The organism is Lactonifactor longoviformis, from assembly GCF_042848515.1.
Classification (GTDB): domain Bacteria; phylum Bacillota; class Clostridia; order Lachnospirales; family Lachnospiraceae; genus Lactonifactor; species Lactonifactor longoviformis.
Window position 1 is genome coordinate 1,416,430 of sequence record NZ_AP031453.1, and the last position, 19,406, is coordinate 1,435,835.

General features: G+C 46.4%; 16 protein-coding genes. 10 read left to right on the top strand and 6 right to left on the bottom strand.

Features of this window, described 5'->3' with window-relative positions:
• Positions 1-7: 7 nt before the first annotated feature.
• Together uxuA and ACGHCT_RS06545 are read right to left on the bottom strand one after the other, a co-directional pair.
• A complete protein-coding gene (uxuA, locus tag ACGHCT_RS06540) occupies positions 8-1,051 on the bottom strand; it encodes a mannonate dehydratase (RefSeq protein ID WP_390438959.1) in 1,044 nt (347 codons plus the stop codon).
• Between the two features lie 38 nt (positions 1,052-1,089).
• Positions 1,090-2,112, bottom strand: coding sequence for a zinc-binding alcohol dehydrogenase family protein (locus ACGHCT_RS06545; RefSeq protein ID WP_072848925.1), 1,023 nt, complete (start codon positions 2,110-2,112; stop codon positions 1,090-1,092).
• Between the two features lie 430 nt (positions 2,113-2,542).
• Between ACGHCT_RS06545 and ACGHCT_RS06550 the strand changes: the two genes are divergently transcribed.
• From ACGHCT_RS06550 to ACGHCT_RS06580, 7 genes are all read left to right on the top strand, one after another.
• Positions 2,543-3,241: a GntR family transcriptional regulator gene (locus ACGHCT_RS06550; RefSeq protein WP_072848923.1), complete on the top strand. Its 699-nt coding sequence runs from the start codon at positions 2,543-2,545 to the stop codon at positions 3,239-3,241.
• Between the two features lie 199 nt (positions 3,242-3,440).
• Positions 3,441-4,829: a GntP family permease gene (locus ACGHCT_RS06555; RefSeq protein WP_084067601.1), complete on the top strand. Its 1,389-nt coding sequence runs from the start codon at positions 3,441-3,443 to the stop codon at positions 4,827-4,829.
• Positions 4,830-4,923: 94 nt separating this feature from the next.
• Positions 4,924-6,648 carry a dihydroxy-acid dehydratase gene (gene ilvD, locus ACGHCT_RS06560; protein ID WP_390438962.1) on the top strand — a complete coding sequence of 575 codons (1,725 nt, stop codon included), beginning with the start codon at positions 4,924-4,926 and terminating at the stop codon, positions 6,646-6,648.
• Between the two features lie 173 nt (positions 6,649-6,821).
• Positions 6,822-7,514 carry a FadR/GntR family transcriptional regulator gene (locus ACGHCT_RS06565; RefSeq protein ID WP_072848920.1) on the top strand — a complete coding sequence of 231 codons (693 nt, stop codon included), beginning with the start codon at positions 6,822-6,824 and terminating at the stop codon, positions 7,512-7,514.
• Between the two features lie 94 nt (positions 7,515-7,608).
• Positions 7,609-9,183: a transposase gene (locus tag ACGHCT_RS06570; protein WP_390436423.1), complete on the top strand. Its 1,575-nt coding sequence runs from the start codon at positions 7,609-7,611 to the stop codon at positions 9,181-9,183.
• Positions 9,184-9,552: 369 nt separating this feature from the next.
• Positions 9,553-11,268 (top strand): dihydroxy-acid dehydratase, encoded by a 1,716-nt coding sequence (gene ilvD / locus ACGHCT_RS06575; RefSeq protein ID WP_390440136.1) that lies wholly within the window; start codon positions 9,553-9,555, stop codon positions 11,266-11,268.
• Between the two features lie 5 nt (positions 11,269-11,273).
• Positions 11,274-12,035, top strand: a complete 762-nt coding sequence (locus ACGHCT_RS06580; RefSeq protein ID WP_390438964.1) for an SDR family oxidoreductase — start codon at positions 11,274-11,276, stop codon at positions 12,033-12,035.
• Positions 12,036-12,136: 101 nt separating this feature from the next.
• Here ACGHCT_RS06580 and ACGHCT_RS06585 read toward each other — a convergent pair whose 3' ends face one another.
• The 3 genes from ACGHCT_RS06585 to ACGHCT_RS06595 form a co-directional block, all read right to left on the bottom strand.
• Positions 12,137-12,760, bottom strand: a complete 624-nt coding sequence (locus ACGHCT_RS06585; protein ID WP_390438966.1) for a DUF47 domain-containing protein — start codon at positions 12,758-12,760, stop codon at positions 12,137-12,139.
• Between the two features lie 13 nt (positions 12,761-12,773).
• Positions 12,774-13,826 carry an anion permease gene (locus ACGHCT_RS06590; RefSeq protein WP_390438968.1) on the bottom strand — a complete coding sequence of 351 codons (1,053 nt, stop codon included), beginning with the start codon at positions 13,824-13,826 and terminating at the stop codon, positions 12,774-12,776.
• A gap of 184 nt (positions 13,827-14,010) precedes the next feature.
• Positions 14,011-14,970, bottom strand: a complete 960-nt coding sequence (locus ACGHCT_RS06595) for a bifunctional 4-hydroxy-2-oxoglutarate aldolase/2-dehydro-3-deoxy-phosphogluconate aldolase (RefSeq protein WP_390438970.1) — start codon at positions 14,968-14,970, stop codon at positions 14,011-14,013.
• A gap of 199 nt (positions 14,971-15,169) precedes the next feature.
• Here ACGHCT_RS06595 and ACGHCT_RS06600 point away from each other — a divergent pair, with 199 nt between their 5' ends.
• Genes ACGHCT_RS06600 through ACGHCT_RS06610 form a run of 3 tightly spaced genes read left to right on the top strand, consistent with a single transcriptional unit; the run spans position 15,170 to position 17,951 of the window.
• On the top strand, positions 15,170-15,931 hold the full coding sequence (locus ACGHCT_RS06600) for an IclR family transcriptional regulator (RefSeq protein WP_390438972.1): 762 nt from the start codon (positions 15,170-15,172) through the stop codon (positions 15,929-15,931).
• A gap of 17 nt (positions 15,932-15,948) precedes the next feature.
• Positions 15,949-16,527, top strand: a complete 579-nt coding sequence (locus ACGHCT_RS06605) for a CDP-alcohol phosphatidyltransferase family protein (RefSeq protein WP_390438974.1) — start codon at positions 15,949-15,951, stop codon at positions 16,525-16,527.
• Positions 16,524-17,951, top strand: a complete 1,428-nt coding sequence (locus ACGHCT_RS06610; RefSeq protein ID WP_390438976.1) for a phosphatidylserine/phosphatidylglycerophosphate/cardiolipin synthase family protein — start codon at positions 16,524-16,526, stop codon at positions 17,949-17,951. The genes ACGHCT_RS06605 and ACGHCT_RS06610 overlap by 4 nt, the downstream gene beginning before the upstream one ends.
• A 93-nt stretch (positions 17,952-18,044) precedes the next feature.
• Here ACGHCT_RS06610 and ACGHCT_RS06615 read toward each other — a convergent pair whose 3' ends face one another.
• Positions 18,045-19,301 (bottom strand): uroporphyrinogen decarboxylase family protein, encoded by a 1,257-nt coding sequence (locus ACGHCT_RS06615; protein WP_390438978.1) that lies wholly within the window; start codon positions 19,299-19,301, stop codon positions 18,045-18,047.
• Positions 19,302-19,406 lie beyond the last annotated feature (105 nt).

The window sequence follows — 19,406 nt, forward strand, 5'->3', positions numbered from 1 at the left end:
TCCTTTCTTATTTCCCTAATTTATCAAGAGTTTCCCAGATACCGTTTAGGTAGGTTGCCCCCAGGGCTCTGTCGTATAAGCCGTAGCCCGGTCTGCCGGTTTCTCCCCAGATCATTCTTCCATGATCCGGACGGATATAGCCGTCAAAGCCGTTTTTATGCAGAGAAGCCATAATTCCTACCATATCCAGACTGCCGCAGGCTGAGAAGTGAGCTGCCTCCTCAAAGCCCCCGTCCAGAATTTTTACATTTCTCAGATGCACAAAGTGAACTCTTCCCATTGCGGAATACTTATCTGCCAGATGTACCAGATCATTGGACGGAGATACTCCGAGAGAACCTGTACACAGGGTGAGCCCGTTATATTTGCTGTCCACTAAGGATAACATCCGATCCAGATTCTTCTCACAGGTAATGATTCTGGGCAGACCAAAGATGCTCCAGGGCGGATCATCCTGATGAATGGCCATTTTAACGTCACACTCTTTCGCGGTGGGAATTACAGCCTGTAAGAAGTACTCCAGATTGCTCCACAAATCTTCTTCCGTAATCTTACTATAGTCGTCAAATACTTCCTTCAGGGTCTCTTTTGTATAGCTGGAGTCCCATCCGGGAAGGGATAATTCTCCGGTGAGAGGATCCATCTTTTCAATCTGTTCCGGATAATAGACAAGGGCATTGGAACCATCGGGCAGTTCTCTGTCCAGCTGTGTTCTGGTCCAGTCAAATACGGGCATAAAGTTATAGCAGATAACCTTGATGCCGGCTTTGCCAAGACGGCGGATATTTTCCTTATAATTTGCGATGTACTGATCTCTGGAGGGTTTGCCTAACTTAATATCTTCGTGTACAGGTACACTTTCGATCACTTCAAAGTTCAGGCCGGCAGTCTCTACCTTTGCTTTTAAATCCTGTATACTTTCCTCGCTCCAGACTTCTCCTACGGGGACGTCGTAGATTGCGGTTACGATTGTGCTCATATTAGGGATCTGACGAATCTTTTCTAAAGTTACGGCATCGTCGTCGCCATACCAGCGAAATGACATTTTCATATGCTGATTTCTCCTTTCATAATAGGGGTAGTATGTGATTAATCTTCGAATTTTAATACGATTTTCAGTACATCCTGAGGATGCTCTTTGATCATGGTCAAAGCGTCCATGATATCTTTGTAGTTATATGCCTTAGTCATTAAGTCTTCCGGATGCAGAGAGCCGTCTTCAAAGCCTGCGATGACTTCGTCGAAGCAGTTGTTGTTGAGACGGGAACCTACAATGGTAAGCTCCTTTTTTGTAATATCAGCCATAGTAATCTGAGACGGAGCATCCTTCAGACCGATACATACAATCCGTCCTGCCGGGCAGGCCAGCTGTACGCTCTGTTCAAATGAAGACGGAATGCACACGGTGTCTACAACAACTGGAATTCCTTCGCCGTCTGTGAATTTCAATAACCGGTCCTCCAGATTTTCCTCAGAGACCAGAACTACCTCGTCTGCTCCCATGGACAGGGCTTTGTCCAGGCGCTCCTTAACCAGATCGGTCATGATAACCTCTGCGCCGTTTCGTTTGGCAACCTGCATGGCCGCAATACCGATTGGGCCGGAACCCATGATAAGTACCTTATCACCTTTTGTGACCTGTGCACGGTTGTTAATTTCCACTCCTATAGTGAATGGTTCTACCAGGCCTAAGTAGGATTCATCAAAATCCTTATGGAATTTGTGGACGTTCTGCGCGGGAGCCGAGACGAATTCAGAGAATCCTCCGTCTCTGTGCACACCCATGACTTCCAAGTCACGGCAGACATTATGGCGTCCGATTCTGCAGGCATAGCAGTGTCCGCAGCTTACTACCGGATCCACAGCAACCTTATCGCCTACCTTTACATTCGTAACATCTGCTCCGATTTCTGTGACAATGCCTCCAAATTCGTGGCCGATGAGGCGTGGATAAGTGGCCAGAGAGTTTGTACCGTTATAGATTCCGATATCAGATCCACAGATGCCGCCGGATGTGATGCGTACAATAACATCGTCCGGATTCTGAATCGTTGGCTTTGGTACATCTACAATTTCAACTTTAAATGGCTCAATTACTTTAATTGCTTTCATTTTAAGATCTCCTTGTGAATGAAATAAGGTTTATGTACTGATGATCTCCCTGGCAGTTCCAGGACAGTCAGTACTTTGAATTTAGAAAGGAAACTAATATATTAATTCAAAAGCCTTATTTCGGGATGTTGTGCGAACAAAATTGAAATAAGGTGAAAATGGAATGGAAATGGTGCTTGAAGTAATATATTAGTTTGCCATACGGACACTATAGCAAATATCAAATCAAAGATCAATATTAAAAACTACTAACATATGAATGGTAAAAATGTATATATTTCACAAAGAGGTATGACGTCGTATAATGCTCTTTCTTATCCTATAAGTATGGGACCTGATTTGTACTTCTTATTTGTATTGACGGAGCCTCAGGCATATGATACGCTTCCTATCAGAATAAACAACACGGAGACCGGAAAGGAGTGCGGCTATGCCAATTAAAATCGTAGAGAAAAGAGAGAAAGAGAATAACAGAGAATATGCATACCGTTTGCTGCGGCACAATATTATGACACTTCAGCTGCTGCCGGGGACTACACTGAATGAAGGAGAACTGACGGATCTGCTTAGCATTAGCAGAACCCCTATACATGAAGCCATCCTTATGCTGAAAGAGGAATCGCTGGTGGATGTATATCCCCAGAGCGGTTCCAGGGTATCTCTGATCCATATTGATATATTAAAGGAGGGGTATTTTCTGCGTTCCGTGATTGAACCTGAGATTATTCGTCAGCTTGCGGGAAATGTCCCGGGAGAGAAGATGGAGAGCCTGAAGTATAATCTGGACCGGCAAAAGGAGGCTCTTCGCGCAGAGGACAAGATAGATTCTTTTTTTAAACTGGATGATAAGTTCCACCATTTGATCTATTCAGCTGCGGGAAAGGATATCACCTGGTACGCGGTGAAGAAGGTAAGTTCTCATTATGACAGGGTGCGGTATCTGGACGCGATTATGAACCAGACGGATTTGGAAGGCATATTGATGGAACACAAAGATATTGCACATATTCTTCTGCTGGGGATGACTGCTGACTTTGATCTGAAGCATTTTTATGACAGGCATTTGGGAACCTACAGAAAACATTTTCAGGAGATTTTGGAAGAATATCCGGGGTATTTTCACATGTAAAAACTTACCAATGAAATAGTGCACAAAAATTTAATTGAAAATTTATAATATTTCAACATAATTAATGTTCCCTCTTGACGTATGACGTCTGATTTGCTATAGTCGGGTTATGGAATGGATGAGATGTCATACGTGTTACCACCTGCCGGAGGGCTTTAGGTGATGACCAAAAGAAAAGGAGAAAAGGGGGAAAACATTTATGTTTTCAGGAGAAATGGTTACAGGGCCTTTGCTGATTGGAATCTTCATTCTTGCAATTGCCGTATTACTCGTATTAATTATTAAGTTTAAGCTTAATGCTTTTGTTGCCTTGCTGGTGACTGCTTTCGGTACCGGTGTATTAGTAAATATGCCATTGGCAGATGTGGCACAGACTGTTACGGATGGATTCGGGGGAACCCTGGGCGGCATCGGTATGGTTACCGGTCTTGGTGTTATGCTGGGTAAATTCATGTTTGAATCCGGCGGTATTGAGTCTATCTCTAACAAGATTTTGGGTGCATTCGGAGAGAAGAAATCTCCTATCGCAGTTGCATTATCCGGATTTATCACAGGTATTCCGGTATTCGGCGATGTTGTTTATATTATGTTTGCTCCTATGCTGCGTGTACTTTCTAAAAAGACAAAGATTTCAATGGTAAACTTTGCCTGTGCAATCTCTGTTGCAACTACCTGTACCTTTGCGCTTGTACTGCCAACAGCACCTCCTCTTGCGGTTGCTGAGGAGTTGGGAATTGAAATCGGTATCTTTTTCTTTTATGCTCTTATCTCAGCGTTTGTCGGTATGCTGGTGGGCGGAATTGTATACGGCTCTTTCCTGAACAAGCAGGATCATAAGAACAACCATTTTTATACTTTTGAGGATCTGGACCAGGAAGAGGCACAGATGGCAAAAGGTGACAGCAAAGATAAAATGGGAGCAGGGAAAGCATTGTCAATTCTGTTAGTTCCTATTGTCCTGATTCTGTTGGGAAGCTTTGTTCCCCTGGCAGTGGGCAAGGAAGCAGCAATTGTTCCATTTGTTACATTTATCGGCAATAAAAACTTTGCTATGATGGTAGGTGTTATCTACGCAGCAGTTATTTCCAGAAAATACATTAAGAAAACTGCAACTGATATTATGACGGAGGCTGCTGACCAGGTAGGGTTAATTCTGCTAATCACCGGTGCCGGCGGAGCTTTCGGCAAGGTCCTTCAGGCAACGGGTATTGCAGATTATGTGGCAGGAACTTTATCCAGCTTCAGTATTCCAATCTTAATCCTTTGCTTCCTGATTGCACAGATCATCCGTTGCGCACAGGGTTCCACAACTGTTGCACTTATGACAACTGCTGCAATTATGTCCAGCACAATTGCAACAAGCGGAGTGTCTCCGATTCTCTGTGCAATTGCAATCTGCGCAGGCGGAATTGGTCTTTCTCTGCCGAACGATTCCGGATTCTGGGCTATCAGCCGTTTCTTCCGTATATCGGTTACGGATACCATCCGCGGATGGAGTATCGGTGGATTTGTAGCGGGCGTGGCCATACTGATCTTCGTATCAATTCTTTCCTTATTCCAGGGATTCCTGCCTGGATTGATGATATAATAGAACAAGGCGATCGCATAGGAAATGCAAGAGGCTGTCATTCCATTATCCGGAGGCAGCCTCTGTTTGCATATAGAAAAAGGAGGTTTTACCAATGAGCAACATACAGCAAAAGAGTGCGCCACAGCGTCTCTACTGGGCGCAGCTGGATGCCCTGAATATGGGATCCGGATGGGATGAGGAGGATATCACAAAACCCCAGATTCTCCTGGAAGATGTATATGGGGACAGCCATCCGGGGAGTACACATTTATCACAGCTGATGGAACAGGCAAAGTACGGTGTCTTTGAAAGGGGGGGATTTCCCGCGCAGTATCACACCACGGATATCTGTGACGGCTGCGCCCAGGGCCATGATGGAATGAATTATGTACTGGCATCCAGGGAAGCTATCTGTGATATGGTAGAGGTTCATGGATCTGTGTATCCCTGGGATGGAATAATCCTGGCGTCTTCCTGTGACAAGTCCATTCCCGCCCATTTGAAAGCGGCAGCCAGGCTGAATATTCCTACTATATTTATACCGGGAGGCAGTATGAGGCCGGGGCCGAATATGACAACTTCACTGGTGGCGGGGGATATTTCACTTCGCCAGAAACGGGAGGGGGCGATCTCCGATCAGGAAGTAAGGGACTACAAGCTTACGGGGTGTCCTTCCTGCGGAGCCTGTACATTTTTGGGCACCGCAAGTACTATGCAGTGTATGGCGGAGGCCCTTGGCATGGCATTGCCAGGATCTGCAGTGATGCCGGCTACTATGCGGGATATCCAGTCCTATGCCAGAAAGGCCGGCCGGGCGATTATGGGTCTGGTGGAAAAGGATATAAAGCCCGGAGATATTATGACAGAGGCAGCCTTTCGGAATGCAGTCATTATCCACAGTGCTATCGGAGGCTCCACTAACGCAACCCTTCATCTTCCGTCCATTGCACGTGAGATGAGTCTGGAACTCTCTCCGGACCTCTTTGACGAGATCAACCACAGGGTACCCCATCTGGGGAATATTACCCCCTCAGGGCAGCATCTCACTGAAGCTTTCTGGTTCGCCGGCGGCATACCAATGGTGCAGTGGTACCTGAAGGATATGCTGGATCTGGATGTTATGACCGTCACCGGAAAACCCCTGGGAGAGAATCTGGAAATGTTGGCGAAGGAAAATTTCTTTGAGAGAAACCTGGGTTATCTGTCTAATTACGGCCTCACCAGAGATGAGGTGATCTTTCCGGTGGAGAAGGCTGAGGAAAAAGGGTCTATCGCGATTTTAAAAGGTAATCTTGCGCCGGAGGGCTCTGTGGTCAAATATTCAGCCTGTGTAAAGGAACTGCGGATCCACAAGGGGACAGCCCGGGTTTACAACAGAGAAGAGGATGCTTACCAGGCTGTGGTTGACGGGAAAATCAATCCCGGGGATGTTGTAGTCATCCGATATGAAGGACCAAGAGGCACCGGGATGCCGGAGATGCTGATGACCACAGAGGCCATTGTATGCGACGAGCGGCTAAACGGAACGGTATCACTGGTGACCGACGGAAGATTTTCAGGGGCCACCAGGGGCGCCGCCATTGGCCATGTATCTCCGGAAGCTGCCTGCGGAGGCCCTTTGGCTTTCATCGAGACCGGAGACATCATCTCTTACAATATTCCGGAGCGAACCATTGATGTGGTGGGGATTAACGGAGAAGAGATGTCACCTGCAGAGGTAGGAAAAATATTAGATGAGCGCAGCAAGAGGGGGATTATTCCCAGCCCACGGCGCAGCGGACTGTTTGGCAGATATACAAGCTCGGCTCTTTCTGCTATGAAAGGTGCCGGCTACTAAAGGACCAACAGGAAGAATATTGCAGAAAAATGCCGGATTGCTGTGGATTTCAGAGGAATAACGTGTTAAAATAATCCAATGTACGACAGAGGCCGTACGTCGGACCGGAGTGCATACATATAGAAGTGCCTCTGGGCAGTAATGAAAATGGAATGGTAAATGAGGTATAAGGCATGTTAGAGTCACTGAACAATAACAAAAAGCTGCTGCCTGAACAGGTGTCAGAGCAGATTATCCGGCTGATCACCGACCGGCAGCTAAAAGCAGGCGATAAGCTTCCCAATGAATTCGATATGGCCCAGCAGCTGAGCGTTGGCAGAGGTACTATACGTGAGGCGATTAAAATCCTGGTATCGCGCAATATTGTAGAGATACGAAGAGGATGCGGTACCTTTGTATGTGATCATCCCGGTATGATAGACGATCCGCTGGGCTTCCGATTTATGAAAGATAAGGGAAAACTGGCTCTGGATCTATGCGAGGTACGCATGATCATTGAGCCTGAGATTGCTGCTCTGGCTGCAGAACGGGCAACGGAGGAAGAGATCGAGGAATTAGAAAAAGTAGCAAAAGAAGTAGAAGTATTATGTGAGCAGGAGCTGCAGCATATGGAAAAAGATATAGAATTTCACGGCCTAATTGCCAAGTGCAGCAAAAATACTGTGATGCCTAATATCATACCTGTGATACAGTCAGGAATTTCTATTTTTATCAATATTACAGAGTATTCTCTTACCCAGGAAACCATACGCACACACAGAATGATACTCAACGCAATTAAAAATCATGATCCTCAAGAGGCGAGAGCGGCCATGATTGAACATCTGGAGAGCAACCGGGAAAAGATAAAAACGATAATAGCATAAAAGGGGGGCTGTGAAAAAAGTCCCGTAAAAAAAGAACGCTTTCAGGTATACAAACCTGGAGGCGTTCTTCTTTTTGTGGTAAAATTAATCTACTATGAACAATAATACCGAGAAATATTATACCGCAAAACAGGGAAGGCTGCCACTGTTTTTTTCGGATTGTCTGGATCTCTGTGATCCAGTATTAGCATTTGACAGAATCATGGAGGAGATTGGAATAGAAAGATATCTTAGGCCAGAGCCCTCACATAAACTGGGCCGGCCCGGATATAATCGGGTCAACATGCTAAAGACAGTCCTGTTCGGCTTTATGGACACTGGATACGCTTCCCTTCGGGAATTAGAAGACCGATGCAAAGTCAACATCCGTTACATGTACCTGATGGATCATGAAACTCCCAGTTACCGTGCCTTCAGTTATTTTATCAATGAAGAGATCAAGGAATCTGCCCAGGATATTTTTAAGGCAGTCATGTCCTATATCCAGACAGCGGAGGGAATCGATTTGCAGCATCTGTATATAGATGGCTCAAAATTCGAGGCAAATGCAAACAAGTATACCTGGGTATGGAAAAAAGCCACGGAAAAATCGAGATACCGTCTGTTCGGCAAGATTACCACACTGCTTACAGAAATGAACGAAACGCTGGCATACACAGGGCTGAAAATTGAAACCAATGTAGAATACACCCCGGACAGCCTGGAGGTCATTTTGTCCAGGTATGAATTCTTCTGCCATATCGACGAGGACACATTTGTATACGGCCGGGGACATCGGAAGAGCCAGGAGCAGCGTTACTACGAACGTTTAAAGGAATATATCGGAAAGCTTTCGGAATACGTGGAAAAGATCCGGATATGCGAGCCTGACCGGAACAGCTATGCGAAGACGGACCATGGCGCGACCTTCATGCGGATGAAAAAGGACTATATGGGAAATGACCAGCTCCTTCCTGCATACAACATACAGATCGGAGTGGCTGACGAGTACATTGCGGTGGTAGATGTCATGCAGTACCGGTCCGACATGGACTGCTTTGTGCCACTGATGGAAAAGTTCCATGAGTTATACGGTTTCTACCCGAAATATCCGGTAGCGGATGCAGGGTATGGATCCTTTAATAACTATCTGTTCTGCCAGGACCATAGGATGGAAAAGTTCATGAAATTCCCCATGTATAAGAAAGAGACAACAGACGAAAAGTACCATGAAGACCCGTTGCGTGCAGTGAATTTTAAGACAGACCCGGAAGGGAACCTAATCTGTCCAAACGGGAGGAAGTTCCACTTTGCATACCGAAAACCAGTGAAAGGGAACCAATACGGCAGGCAGGAAGAGTACTATACCTGCGAGGACTGCAGTGGCTGCCCCTATGCAGAAAAATGCAAGAGAACAGAAAAGAACAGGACAGTGCGGATTAATGCGGAATTAAGCGCCATGCATCAGGAGGTATTGGATAATCTTCAGAGTATCCATGGGGCGTTGCTCCGCATGAACCGCTCCATCCAGGCAGAAGGGACATTTGGAATCATCAAATACGACCGAAGGTATAAGCGAATTGTAAGAAGAGGACTGGATTCGGTAAGAGTAGAGATATTTCTTGTTTCTATCGGCCATAATCTCTATAAAATCTATAATAAGCAGATGAGACTCCGGGAAGTGGCTTAAAGAAGAAAGAGCGCACGTTTGTTGGGGTAAGGGGGATTATGCGCTTTTTACTGCTTTTTTCTTACGCTTTCCACAAAATAAAGAGGGGCTGAAAAAATGGAGTTAGAGCAACTCCATTTTTTCACAGCCCCATTTTCGATCCAAGGTGTCCCAAAATGGAATTGACCTGTCCCCTTTAGTAATATTAAACAAAAAAGAACAGTAAAAACCGACAAAAGAGATAAAATGGAAGAACTTCTTGACCCCCAAGTATAGAAGTGCTACTATAAAAACAGATACGACGTATGACGTCTGTAAAACCCAATTCCAAATCCATTGCAACCGAAAAGTGTAATATAGTTTGTCTGTAAAAGGAGAGTTAAAATGAAAATGAGAAGTCAGGAATTAAGGAAAGCAGCACCGGAGCTAGATCCTCTGCGTCTGGGAACCGGATGGAAATTGGAGGATTTATCAAAGCCTCAGATTATGATTGAGAGTACTTTTGGTGACAGTCACCCGGGAAGCGGTCATCTTCTGGAGTTAGTTGAAGAGGCGAGAGAAGGAGTGGCCGAAGCCGGAGGTTTCGGTGCCAGATATTTTACAACAGATATATGTGACGGTGAGGCTCAGGGGCACGACGGGATTAACTACTCCCTGGCTTCCCGCGATATGATTGCTAACATGATCGAAATCCATGCCAACGCCACTCCCTTTGACGGCGGCGTTTTCATTGCGAGCTGTGATAAAGGGATGCCGGCTCATCTGATGGGAGTGGGAAGAGTCAATATTCCATCTATTGTGGTGACCGGTGGGGTTATGGATGCAGGCCCTGATCTTCTGACACTGGAGCAGATTGGAAAATATAATGCAATGTGCGAGCGCGGTGAGATAACAGAAGAAAAACTTACCTATTATAAGCACCATGCCTGCCCTTCCTGCGGAGCCTGTTCCTTTATGGGGACTGCTTCCACCATGCAGATTATGGCAGAGGCCCTGGGACTTATGCTGCCCGGAAGCGCTCTCATGCCTGCGACAAGCCGGGATCTCAGAACAATGGCCAGGGAAGCAGGCAGACAGGCAGTCTGGCTGGCAGAGCATGATCTGACTCCAGATAAAATTGTTACTATGAAATCCTTTGAAAATGCAATCATGGTACATGCTGCTATCTCGGGTTCCACAAACTCTCTTCTTCATCTTCCAGCCATCGCAAGGGAGTTCGGAATCGAAATTGACGGTGACACCTTTGACCGACTGCACAGAGGTGCACATTATTTATTAAATATCCGCCCTGCAGGAGAATGGCCTGCCCAGTACTTCTATTACGCTGGCGGTGTTCCTACTATTATGGAAGAGATTAAGGATATGCTCCACCTGGATGTTATGACTGTCACAGGCAAAACACTGGGTGAAAATCTGGAAGATCTTAAAAAGAACGGATTCTATGATAAATGCGATGAGTATCTGGCGGCAGCAGGACTGAAACGGGAGGATGTGATCCGTCCCTTTGACAAGCCTTTCGGAACAGACGGAAGTATTGCGATTCTCTACGGAAATCTCTGTCCCGACGGTGCTGTTGTAAAGCACACCGTAGTTCCAAAGGAAATGTTCCGGGCCACTTTAAACGCCCGTCCCTTTGACTGTGAAGAAGACGCCATCCACGCGGTACTTACACATGACATTAAACCAGGGGATGCTGTATTTATCCGCTATGAGGGACCAAAAGGGAGCGGGATGCCGGAAATGTTCTATACCACTGAGGCCATTGCATCGGACGCAGAGTTGGGGGCCTCTATTGCACTGCTCACAGACGGAAGATTTTCAGGCGCCTCCAAGGGACCTGCCATCGGTCATATTTCACCGGAAGCGGCAGATGGAGGCCCTATCGCTCTGGTAGAAGAGGGGGATCTCATTGAAGTAAATATTCCGGAACGTATCCTTCAGATCGTAGGGATTGCAGGGGAGAGAAAAACACCGGAGGAGATCGATGCTGCGTTAAAAGAGCGAAAAAGTAAGTGGTCTCCCAAACCTTCCAAGTATAAAAAGGGCGTATTAAAAATCTTTTCAGAAAGGGCCGTTTCTCCAATGAAGGGCGGATATATGGAGTAGATACTATGAACGTATTCGATATCAGCGGAAAAAAAGCCATTGTTACCGGAGGTACCAGAGGCCTCGGATACAAAATGGCTGAAGGTTATCTTGAGGCTGGCTGTGAAGTGGCAATTGTGGGAACCTCAGACAGCGTTTATAACACTGCACAGGAATTCAGGGACAGAGGATTCTTATGCCACGGAGTAAAAGGAAATCTGGGCGAACGCCGGGAGGTATACAGAGTGTTTCAGGAATGCGTTGAGCTTCTTGAGGGAGATCTGGATATTCTTTTGACAGCACACGGCATTCAGAGGCGCCACAGCGCAGAAGAATTTCCTGTGGAAGAATGGGATGAAGTGATAAGTGTAAATCTCACATCCATCTTTATCCTTTGCCAGGAGGCAGGCAGGATAATGCTGAAAAAGGGTTATGGAAAAATTATAACTATTGCTTCAATGAACTCCTACTTCGGCGGACAGACGATTCCGGCTTACGCAGCTGCAAAAGGGGGAATCGCACAGCTTACGAAGGCACTTACCAATGACTGGGTGGGCAGAGGGGTAAATGTCAATGCCATTGCTCCGGGTTATATGGCTACAGAGATGAATAAAGCCCTTCTTGATCCGGCGAATCCAAGATATGCTTCCATTTCAGAGAGAATCCCGGCACATAGGTGGGGAACTGGGGAGGACATGAAGGGTACTGCTATTTTCCTGGCTTCTCATGCCAGTGATTATGTGAGCGGGGCGATTATACCTGTGGATGGAGGGTATTTGGGGAAATAGAGATTGCAGAGTGGCAGGGATGGGATTGCTTTTGCCTTTATATGGGAAAGTACAATCCTACCCACCATCCGTTTCCCATATATCTGAACTTTAGATATAAATTAACTATTCTTCAATATCACCCTCTCCACCACAGCTGCCACTCGTTCACACCTGTCGCAGCATTTTTCGAGGCAGTCATACAGGGAAGTCCATGTGAAGGTTTCTGTGGAAGAGGAGGGGCTGACGTATAACCTGTGCATGGCTTCCATATACAGCCGGTCGCCGTTTTCTTCCAGGCGGTTGATTTCGATTATTTTACTTCCTATAACTTTTGATTTGTGAAATACAGAGAATTCTTCCATCATATCCAGCAGAGCTTCACAGCAACTGCATATAAGATCCGCAAACGAAGCGGCATCTTCTCTTAGTCCAGTGATATGGAACATATACAGGCGGAGCATTACATCCTCAATGCAGTCGGTGACATCGTCTATGGTCTCGGACAGTTCCATGATATCCTCTCTGTCAATGGGGGGCAGAAATTCCCGGTGGAGATGCTTCATCATAGTGTGCTTGGCCAAATCGGCGGTATGTTCGATTTGATGCATGGCTTCCATCTGCCGTGGTAAATGTTCCGGATTAAAATTGTCAAAGCATTTCTGAAGCAGAGCAGCAGCTTTGCAGGCATATATAACATTCTCTATAAACATATTATAATAATTGTTTTCTTTTCTCGACGGCATGGTCATTTCTCCTTTAAAAAATATACATGAATAATTTAGCAATGATAAATCCAATCAGTCCGCAGCCCGGAAAGGTGAGGATCCAGGTCAATATCATCTCTTTTACTATATTCCAGTTCACTGCAGACAGTCGTTTGGCTGCCCCTACCCCCATGATAGCAGTGGTTTTTGTGTGGGTAGTGGATACGGGGATGCCGGTAAGTGAGGAGAGCAGAAGACAGGCAGCACCTGCCAAATCTGCGGCAAATCCCTGATAGGTTTCCAACCGGACCATATCCATCCCTACAGCCTTTATAATACGGTATCCCCCGATGGAAGTGCCTATAGCCATCACCAGGCTGCACAGAATCATGAGCCACAGAGGAATCTGAAAAGCGGTTACAGTATCCTGTCCCTTTGCAAGGAAAATCCCCAGCATGAATACGCCCATAAACTTCTGTCCGTCCTGGGCACCGTGCATAAAGGCCATTGCTGCACCTCCTGCAATCTGGGCCTTACGGAAGAAGGGGGTGGTGCGTTCCCTGTCCTGATTCCTGCAGACTGCCGCTACCATCCTTGCGCTGATCCATCCGGAAAGAAACCCCAGCAATGTAGAAAGCAAAAGTCCGTATAAAACCTTTACCCATTCTGCAGGGTTAATTCCCTGCAGCCCACCGTGGAGTGCGATGGCAGAGCCTGACAGGCCGGCAATGAGGGCATGGCTCTCACTGGTGGGAATCCCGAACCTCCAGGCGGCCGTGGCCCAGGTGACAATGGCAACCAGAGCAGCGCAAAGGGCTGTAAGGGCATCCTGTGTATTTCCGCCGAAATCTGTCATATGATAGATGGTGGATGCCACACTTGCGTTCACTGCAGTCATGGCAAATACACCCAGAAAGTTACATACGGCTGCCATAAGAATAGCATTTTTGGGGCCCATGGATCTGGTGGATACACAGGTGGCTATGGCATTGGGGGCATCGGTCCATCCGTTTACTAAAACAACAGCAAGTGTAAGCAGAACAGTAATGACCAACGCGGGACTTTCTGCAAGAAAGCTAAAAAACTCACTCAGTGATATAGTCACAAATATTCCTCCCTTGATCTTGTTCTTTTGTGGTACGTTTTTTAACATATCATAAATTTTTAATTCTGCTTAGTCTTATTTCGGTATTTTAACAGCATCTTAATGGGGAGGAAGCAAGAAAAAGAGATTGCGCCTCAGACAAAAGTCATAGGTGCAATCTCTCCGGGATAGACAGGGACAGCGGCTATTTCTGTACCAGATGAACGGCAAATCCGCCGATTTCCCCGTTCAGGTATATGGCAGTCATGCGGTCCCCCTTATATTTGGCGGAATCCATATTAAAAGTAAATCCCTGGGACTCCAGATAATGCATAGCACGAGCTACAGAATTGGTCCCAATGGCAATGTGGCCGTTAGCGCCCAGATAAGGGCTTTTCATAGCCTCCACAGCGGTGCCCGCGAAAACAGAACTGTTACCTGTCTTTTTGGCAAAACCAAATAACTTTTCAAAAGAAGATGCCGTGTGATCAGCCTCTTCCTCATTCTGACAGTTGATGCCTACATGCTTTAATTCAAAGCCCAGCATAGTTTCTACCGCTTCCCGGGTCAGACGGCGGATAGCGTCAAAGTCTCCGGCGTCAATGAGATCCCCTTTTACCATCCAGCTTCCGCCGCATGCCAGAATTTTGGGAAAGGCCAGATAGCTGTTCAGATTCTGTGCGCTGATGCCGCCCGTTGGCATGAACATCATATTTGTGTAAGGAGCAGCCATAGCTTTAATCATACTTAATCCGCCGCATGCCTCAGCGGGGAAGAATTTTACTACATCAAGGCCAAGGGAGAGGGCCTGTTCCACGTCGCTGGGGGAGGAAGTACCTGGGGTGATGGGAACCCCTTTCTCCTTACAGTGTCTGACAATATCGGGATTCAGGCCGGGGCTTACAATAAAACGGGCGCCTGCAGCTACTGCACGGTCCACCTGCTCAGCAGTCAGTACGGTGCCTGCGCCGATCAGCATATCCGGGAAAGCCTTCGACATAATCCGTATAGACTCTTCGGCAGCATCGGTGCGGAAGGTAACTTCGGCACAGGGAAGGCCTCCTTCGCAGAGGGCTTTTGCCAGAGGAAGGGCGTCTTTTGCGTCTTTCAGAACCACTACAGGAACAATACCAATTTTTTGAATTTGTTCTAATACTTTGTGCATTTTCTTACTCTCCTTTGTTTCATAATATAAAACTTAGTTCCACGATATAATATTTATAGTAGAATTATACTACACAAGGGAGGAATGTCAAGCGGGTGGGAGAAATATTTACTTTCTAATCATAACGTGTTACAATATGTTTCAATCTAAGGAAATACACAAAGCAGCATAGATAAACTGCAAAATCAGGAGATAACATATGGCAGAAGAAAAGAACCCCATCCAGGTAGCGGACCGGCTGTTTCTGGTGATGGAGACATTGGCAGAGACAGGGCCGGCTGGGCTGATTGACTTAAGCAACAGGCTGAACCTTCATAAAAGTACGGTTCACAGGCTCTTAAACTCACTGATCTATATGGGATACGCACGGCAGGATCAGGAGACGGGAAAATACAGTCTTACCTTTAAGATTCTGGAAATATCCAATAAAGTTCTGAACAAGGTAGATGTGCTGGAAATAGCCCGCCCACATCTTAAGAGGCTGATGCAGCAGACCGGTGAGACCGTACATTTTGTCCAGATAGACGGGACAGAGGCGGTGTACATTGATAAAGTAGAATCTCACCAGAATTCTGTGCGGATGGTGTCAAAGGTGGGCAGCCGTATCCCTCTCTACTGTTCCGGCGTAGGGAAGGCTTTGCTGGCAACCATGAAGCCGGAGGCTGTAAAAAAGTTGTGGGAAGCCAGTGATATTCACAGGCTTACTCCTCATACCATTACAGATTACAGCAGATTTCTGAAGGATCTGGAAGAGATAAGAAAAAGGGGCTATGCCCTGGATAATGAGGAAAATGAGGAAGGAGTGCGCTGCATTGCTGCCTGTCTTACTGATTTTAAAGGTAAGGCAAAGTATGCTTTTAGTATCTCTGCCCCGGTGAACCGTATGACCGATGAGAGAATTACAGAGCTTTCCGGTTATGTGCTGGAGATGAAACAGCAGATGACTCAGGAAATGTCATAGAGAAAGAAGGCGTTAGTATGACAGAAGAACTGCCGCTGAAAAAACAAATTGTTTCTATTCCGAATCTGATGGGGTATTTCAGGATACTGCTTATCCCTGTCATTGTCTGGAGATATCTGACTGCAGATTCTATAGAAGATTACCGCATAGCCGCGGTGATTATAGGAATCTCAGGGATTACTGACTTTTTAGATGGATTTGTGGCAAGAAAGTTTCATATGGTAACCAAATTGGGAAAGGCAGTGGATCCCATTGCGGACAAGTTAACACAGGGAGCCATTGTTCTTTCTCTGTCCTTCCGGTTTCCCCTGATGGCGGCACTTGCAGTCCTCTTTGTAATAAAAGAGGGATTTATGGGGATTATGGGAATTCTGATGTTAAGAAAAGGCAAGATGCTTAACGGGGCTATGTGGTTCGGAAAGGTTTGCACAGCCGTGCTGTATCTGGTTATGTTTTTGCTGATACTGATCCCCAATATTCCGATGACCGGGGCAAATATCCTTATCGGAATCAGCGGTGCGCTGATGCTGCTGTCGTTTCTTCTTTATATTCCCGTATTTAGTAAGATGAACAGGGAAGGCGGGAGTCAGAAGTGAGAAAGAAATTAAAAATACTGCTGCTCCTTTTGCTGGCTGTACTGCTGTATGAGATTGTAGGAGCTTGTATTCCATTTATACATACAAAAAAAGTAAAGAAGACGTATTTGGAAAAATTGAATACAGAGTCCTTTGGGCAGACATCCGCAGGCAGTGACTGGGCGCAGATTGCGGAGACAAATGAAGAGGCCCTGGATGTGCGCCTGGCTATGTTTGAAGAGGCAAAAGAAAGCATTGTGATCTCTACCTTTGATATCCGTCCGGGAAAAAGCACATCGGATATCTTTGCTTCTCTGTTGGCGGCGGCGGATCGGGGGGTAAGAGTGCAGGTCATTGTGGACGGTCTGTACGGAATGCTTCATATGGATGGACAGGGTATTTTTCAGGCTGCAGGGAGCCACCCAAATCTGGAGATCAGGTACTATAATAAGCCTAATCTTTTGAAGCCGTGGACAATCAATGGAAGAATGCATGACAAATATGTGCTGATTGACAACAAGCTGCTCCTTATGGGCGGCAGAAATATGTTCGATTATTTTATAGGAAATTATCCTCAAAAGAACAAGGGATATGACAGAGAAGTTCTTTTGTATCACCAGGAGGAAGAGGGGGAGACCTCCTCAGAAAACGTAATTCTGGAAGTGAGAGAGTATTTTCAGAAGATTTGGAATCAGGAATGCACAAGACCGGTATTTGAGGGGAAGTCCCGGGAAGATCGGAAGACAGCTGAAGAATTAGAAAAGCTTTCTCTTCGATATGAAAAACTGTCTGGTACACGGGGGACCGGGACAGATATTGACTGGACAAAAGAACTTGTGCCTGTGAAAAAAGCTACGTTTGTGGCAAACCCAACCAATATAGGGCCAAAGGAACCATGGGTATGGTATACCATGCAGCAGCTGATGCTGGAAGCTGACAGCAGGGTAGTTATTCAGACGCCTTATGCAGTATTTTCTCAGGATATGTATGAGGGAATGGAACAGCTTGCAAAAACTGTGGGAAATGCAGACATGCTCATCAATTCCACCGCAGTCGGCGATAATTTTATGGCTTCTTCGGACTATACTCATAACAAGGGAAAGGTCCTGGAAACGGGGGTAAGGGTGCATGAGTATTTTGGGGAGCACTCATGCCACGGCAAATCCATACTTATAGACGGCGATCTTTCTGTGGTAGGATCCTATAACTTTGATATGAGAAGTACTTATGTAGATACCGAGACCATGCTGGTGATCTGCGGAGAAGAGTTCAATTCTCTGCTGGAGGAAAAGATGGATAAGCTGCAGGCGGAGTCACTGGAGGTTACCGGACCGGACACATATGCTGAGAAAGACGGTGTCAGCCAAAAAGAACTCTCCCCGGGAAAGGCCCGTTTGTTCTGGATTACTTCCAAGCTGATTCAGCTGGTGCGCTATCTGGCCTGAGAAAATATGAAGATAACAGACAAAATGCTGTCCGCAGCCGATTCACTGGCCTGGACAGCATTTTTTATTACTCAGGAATAGGGATATACTTTCTTATCCCTGATTGTACTTTTTCACTGCATCAGCCAGAGCCACTACATTTTCAGGGGGAACCCCGGGAACAATATTGTGGATGGTGTTAAATACAAATCCGCCCCCTTTCCCAAAGATTCGGCAGCACTCAAGGGCTTCGTCAAACACCTGCTGATAGGTGCCCATGGGGAGGGTTTTCTGCGTGTTGATGCCTCCGCCCCAGTATACGATTCGGTCTCCGTAGAGTTTTTTGATTTCTTTCCGGTCCATGTTCTCAGCGGTCCACTGCACAGGGTTCAGACAGTCAAAGCCTGCGTCGATGAGCTCTGGGATCAGATCCTTGATGCTTCCGCAGCAGTGCTTAAAGGTCTTCCAGGAAGTATGTTCGTGGATCCAGCAGTTGATCTTTTGATAATAGGGCTTATACATGTCATTAAAGGTTTTATTGCTGCAGAAAGGCCCCTTCTGAGTACCGAAGTCAGTGCCGCAGATATAGGCAACCTGGATGGTTTCTCCCAGAGCTTCATGCATTTTTTCCAGATTTTCAATCGCGCAGCGTGCCTGGTACTCAAAGATTTCATGCAGAACCTCTGGTCTAGATGCAATGGATACGTACCACTCTGTAATGTCCCGGATTCCTTTTGGTTCCCTGAGCATAGGTCCAGGGACCAGGGCAATATCACCGAAAGCAGTGCCCCCAAGATTGCCCATAATTACGTCGGAAGAGGTTTCGTATCTGGAACGCTGGAGGGCCAGCCAGTCCAGATCCTCCTGTGAAACGGGACCGAATTCTTCCAGATTGTCTTCCAGACGGTAATCGTCCTCATCAAACGCAGGGGTACGTTCTGTATTGTCAAAGAAAACTCCTGTTCTGGGCATACGCCCGGCTGCTTCGTAACGGGTATCCCCCCAGGCATATATGAGGGTATCTCCTTTTGTATCCGTAGTCGTGACAAAATCCTTGGGTACAAGGACATCCTGTCCCCAGGGGGTTCTCCACTCCTTATAGTCGTCCTTTACCGGGAATCCCAGCATACTGCCGGCCCCCCAGCATGGCTGTGTCTGAATTCCCAGGGCTTCTCTGATATCCTCGTCCAGAATTCCCAGCATCTGCACCGGCTCCAGTATCTTAATGGGGCGTTTCTCCAGTCCGAGATACGCCCGGACCTGCTCCAGAACAATACAGTGAATCCCAGTGGTAGGCATTCCGCCAATATCAAGGAGGAGCGGGCCTTCCTCGTGGTTTACTGCCAGCTTTAATTTTTCCTTTCCCGTCATAGTACTTGCCTCTCTCTTTCATTCATTTTTATCTGTGTTTTAGTGAAAACACAATGCTATGTATTTCATGAATCGTTTCATAAAGCCATGATAGTATACCCCTCT

Excerpts from the sequence above, each read along its gene's own strand:
- uxuA (WP_390438959.1), bottom strand. The coding sequence starts at position 1,051 with ATGAAAATGTCATTTCGCTGGTATGGCGACGACGATGCCGTAACTTTA.
- ACGHCT_RS06545 (WP_072848925.1), bottom strand. The coding sequence starts at position 2,112 with ATGAAAGCAATTAAAGTAATTGAGCCATTTAAAGTTGAAATTGTAGAT.
- ACGHCT_RS06550 (WP_072848923.1), top strand. The coding sequence starts at position 2,543 with ATGCCAATTAAAATCGTAGAGAAAAGAGAGAAAGAGAATAACAGAGAA.
- ACGHCT_RS06555 (WP_084067601.1), top strand. The coding sequence starts at position 3,441 with ATGTTTTCAGGAGAAATGGTTACAGGGCCTTTGCTGATTGGAATCTTC.
- ilvD (WP_390438962.1), top strand. The coding sequence starts at position 4,924 with ATGAGCAACATACAGCAAAAGAGTGCGCCACAGCGTCTCTACTGGGCG.
- ACGHCT_RS06565 (WP_072848920.1), top strand. The coding sequence starts at position 6,822 with ATGTTAGAGTCACTGAACAATAACAAAAAGCTGCTGCCTGAACAGGTG.
- ACGHCT_RS06570 (WP_390436423.1), top strand. The coding sequence starts at position 7,609 with ATGAACAATAATACCGAGAAATATTATACCGCAAAACAGGGAAGGCTG.
- ilvD (WP_390440136.1), top strand. The coding sequence starts at position 9,553 with ATGAGAAGTCAGGAATTAAGGAAAGCAGCACCGGAGCTAGATCCTCTG.
- ACGHCT_RS06580 (WP_390438964.1), top strand. The coding sequence starts at position 11,274 with ATGAACGTATTCGATATCAGCGGAAAAAAAGCCATTGTTACCGGAGGT.
- ACGHCT_RS06585 (WP_390438966.1), bottom strand. The coding sequence starts at position 12,760 with ATGCCGTCGAGAAAAGAAAACAATTATTATAATATGTTTATAGAGAAT.
- ACGHCT_RS06595 (WP_390438970.1), bottom strand. The coding sequence starts at position 14,970 with ATGCACAAAGTATTAGAACAAATTCAAAAAATTGGTATTGTTCCTGTA.
- ACGHCT_RS06600 (WP_390438972.1), top strand. The coding sequence starts at position 15,170 with ATGGCAGAAGAAAAGAACCCCATCCAGGTAGCGGACCGGCTGTTTCTG.
- ACGHCT_RS06605 (WP_390438974.1), top strand. The coding sequence starts at position 15,949 with ATGACAGAAGAACTGCCGCTGAAAAAACAAATTGTTTCTATTCCGAAT.
- ACGHCT_RS06615 (WP_390438978.1), bottom strand. The coding sequence starts at position 19,301 with ATGACGGGAAAGGAAAAATTAAAGCTGGCAGTAAACCACGAGGAAGGC.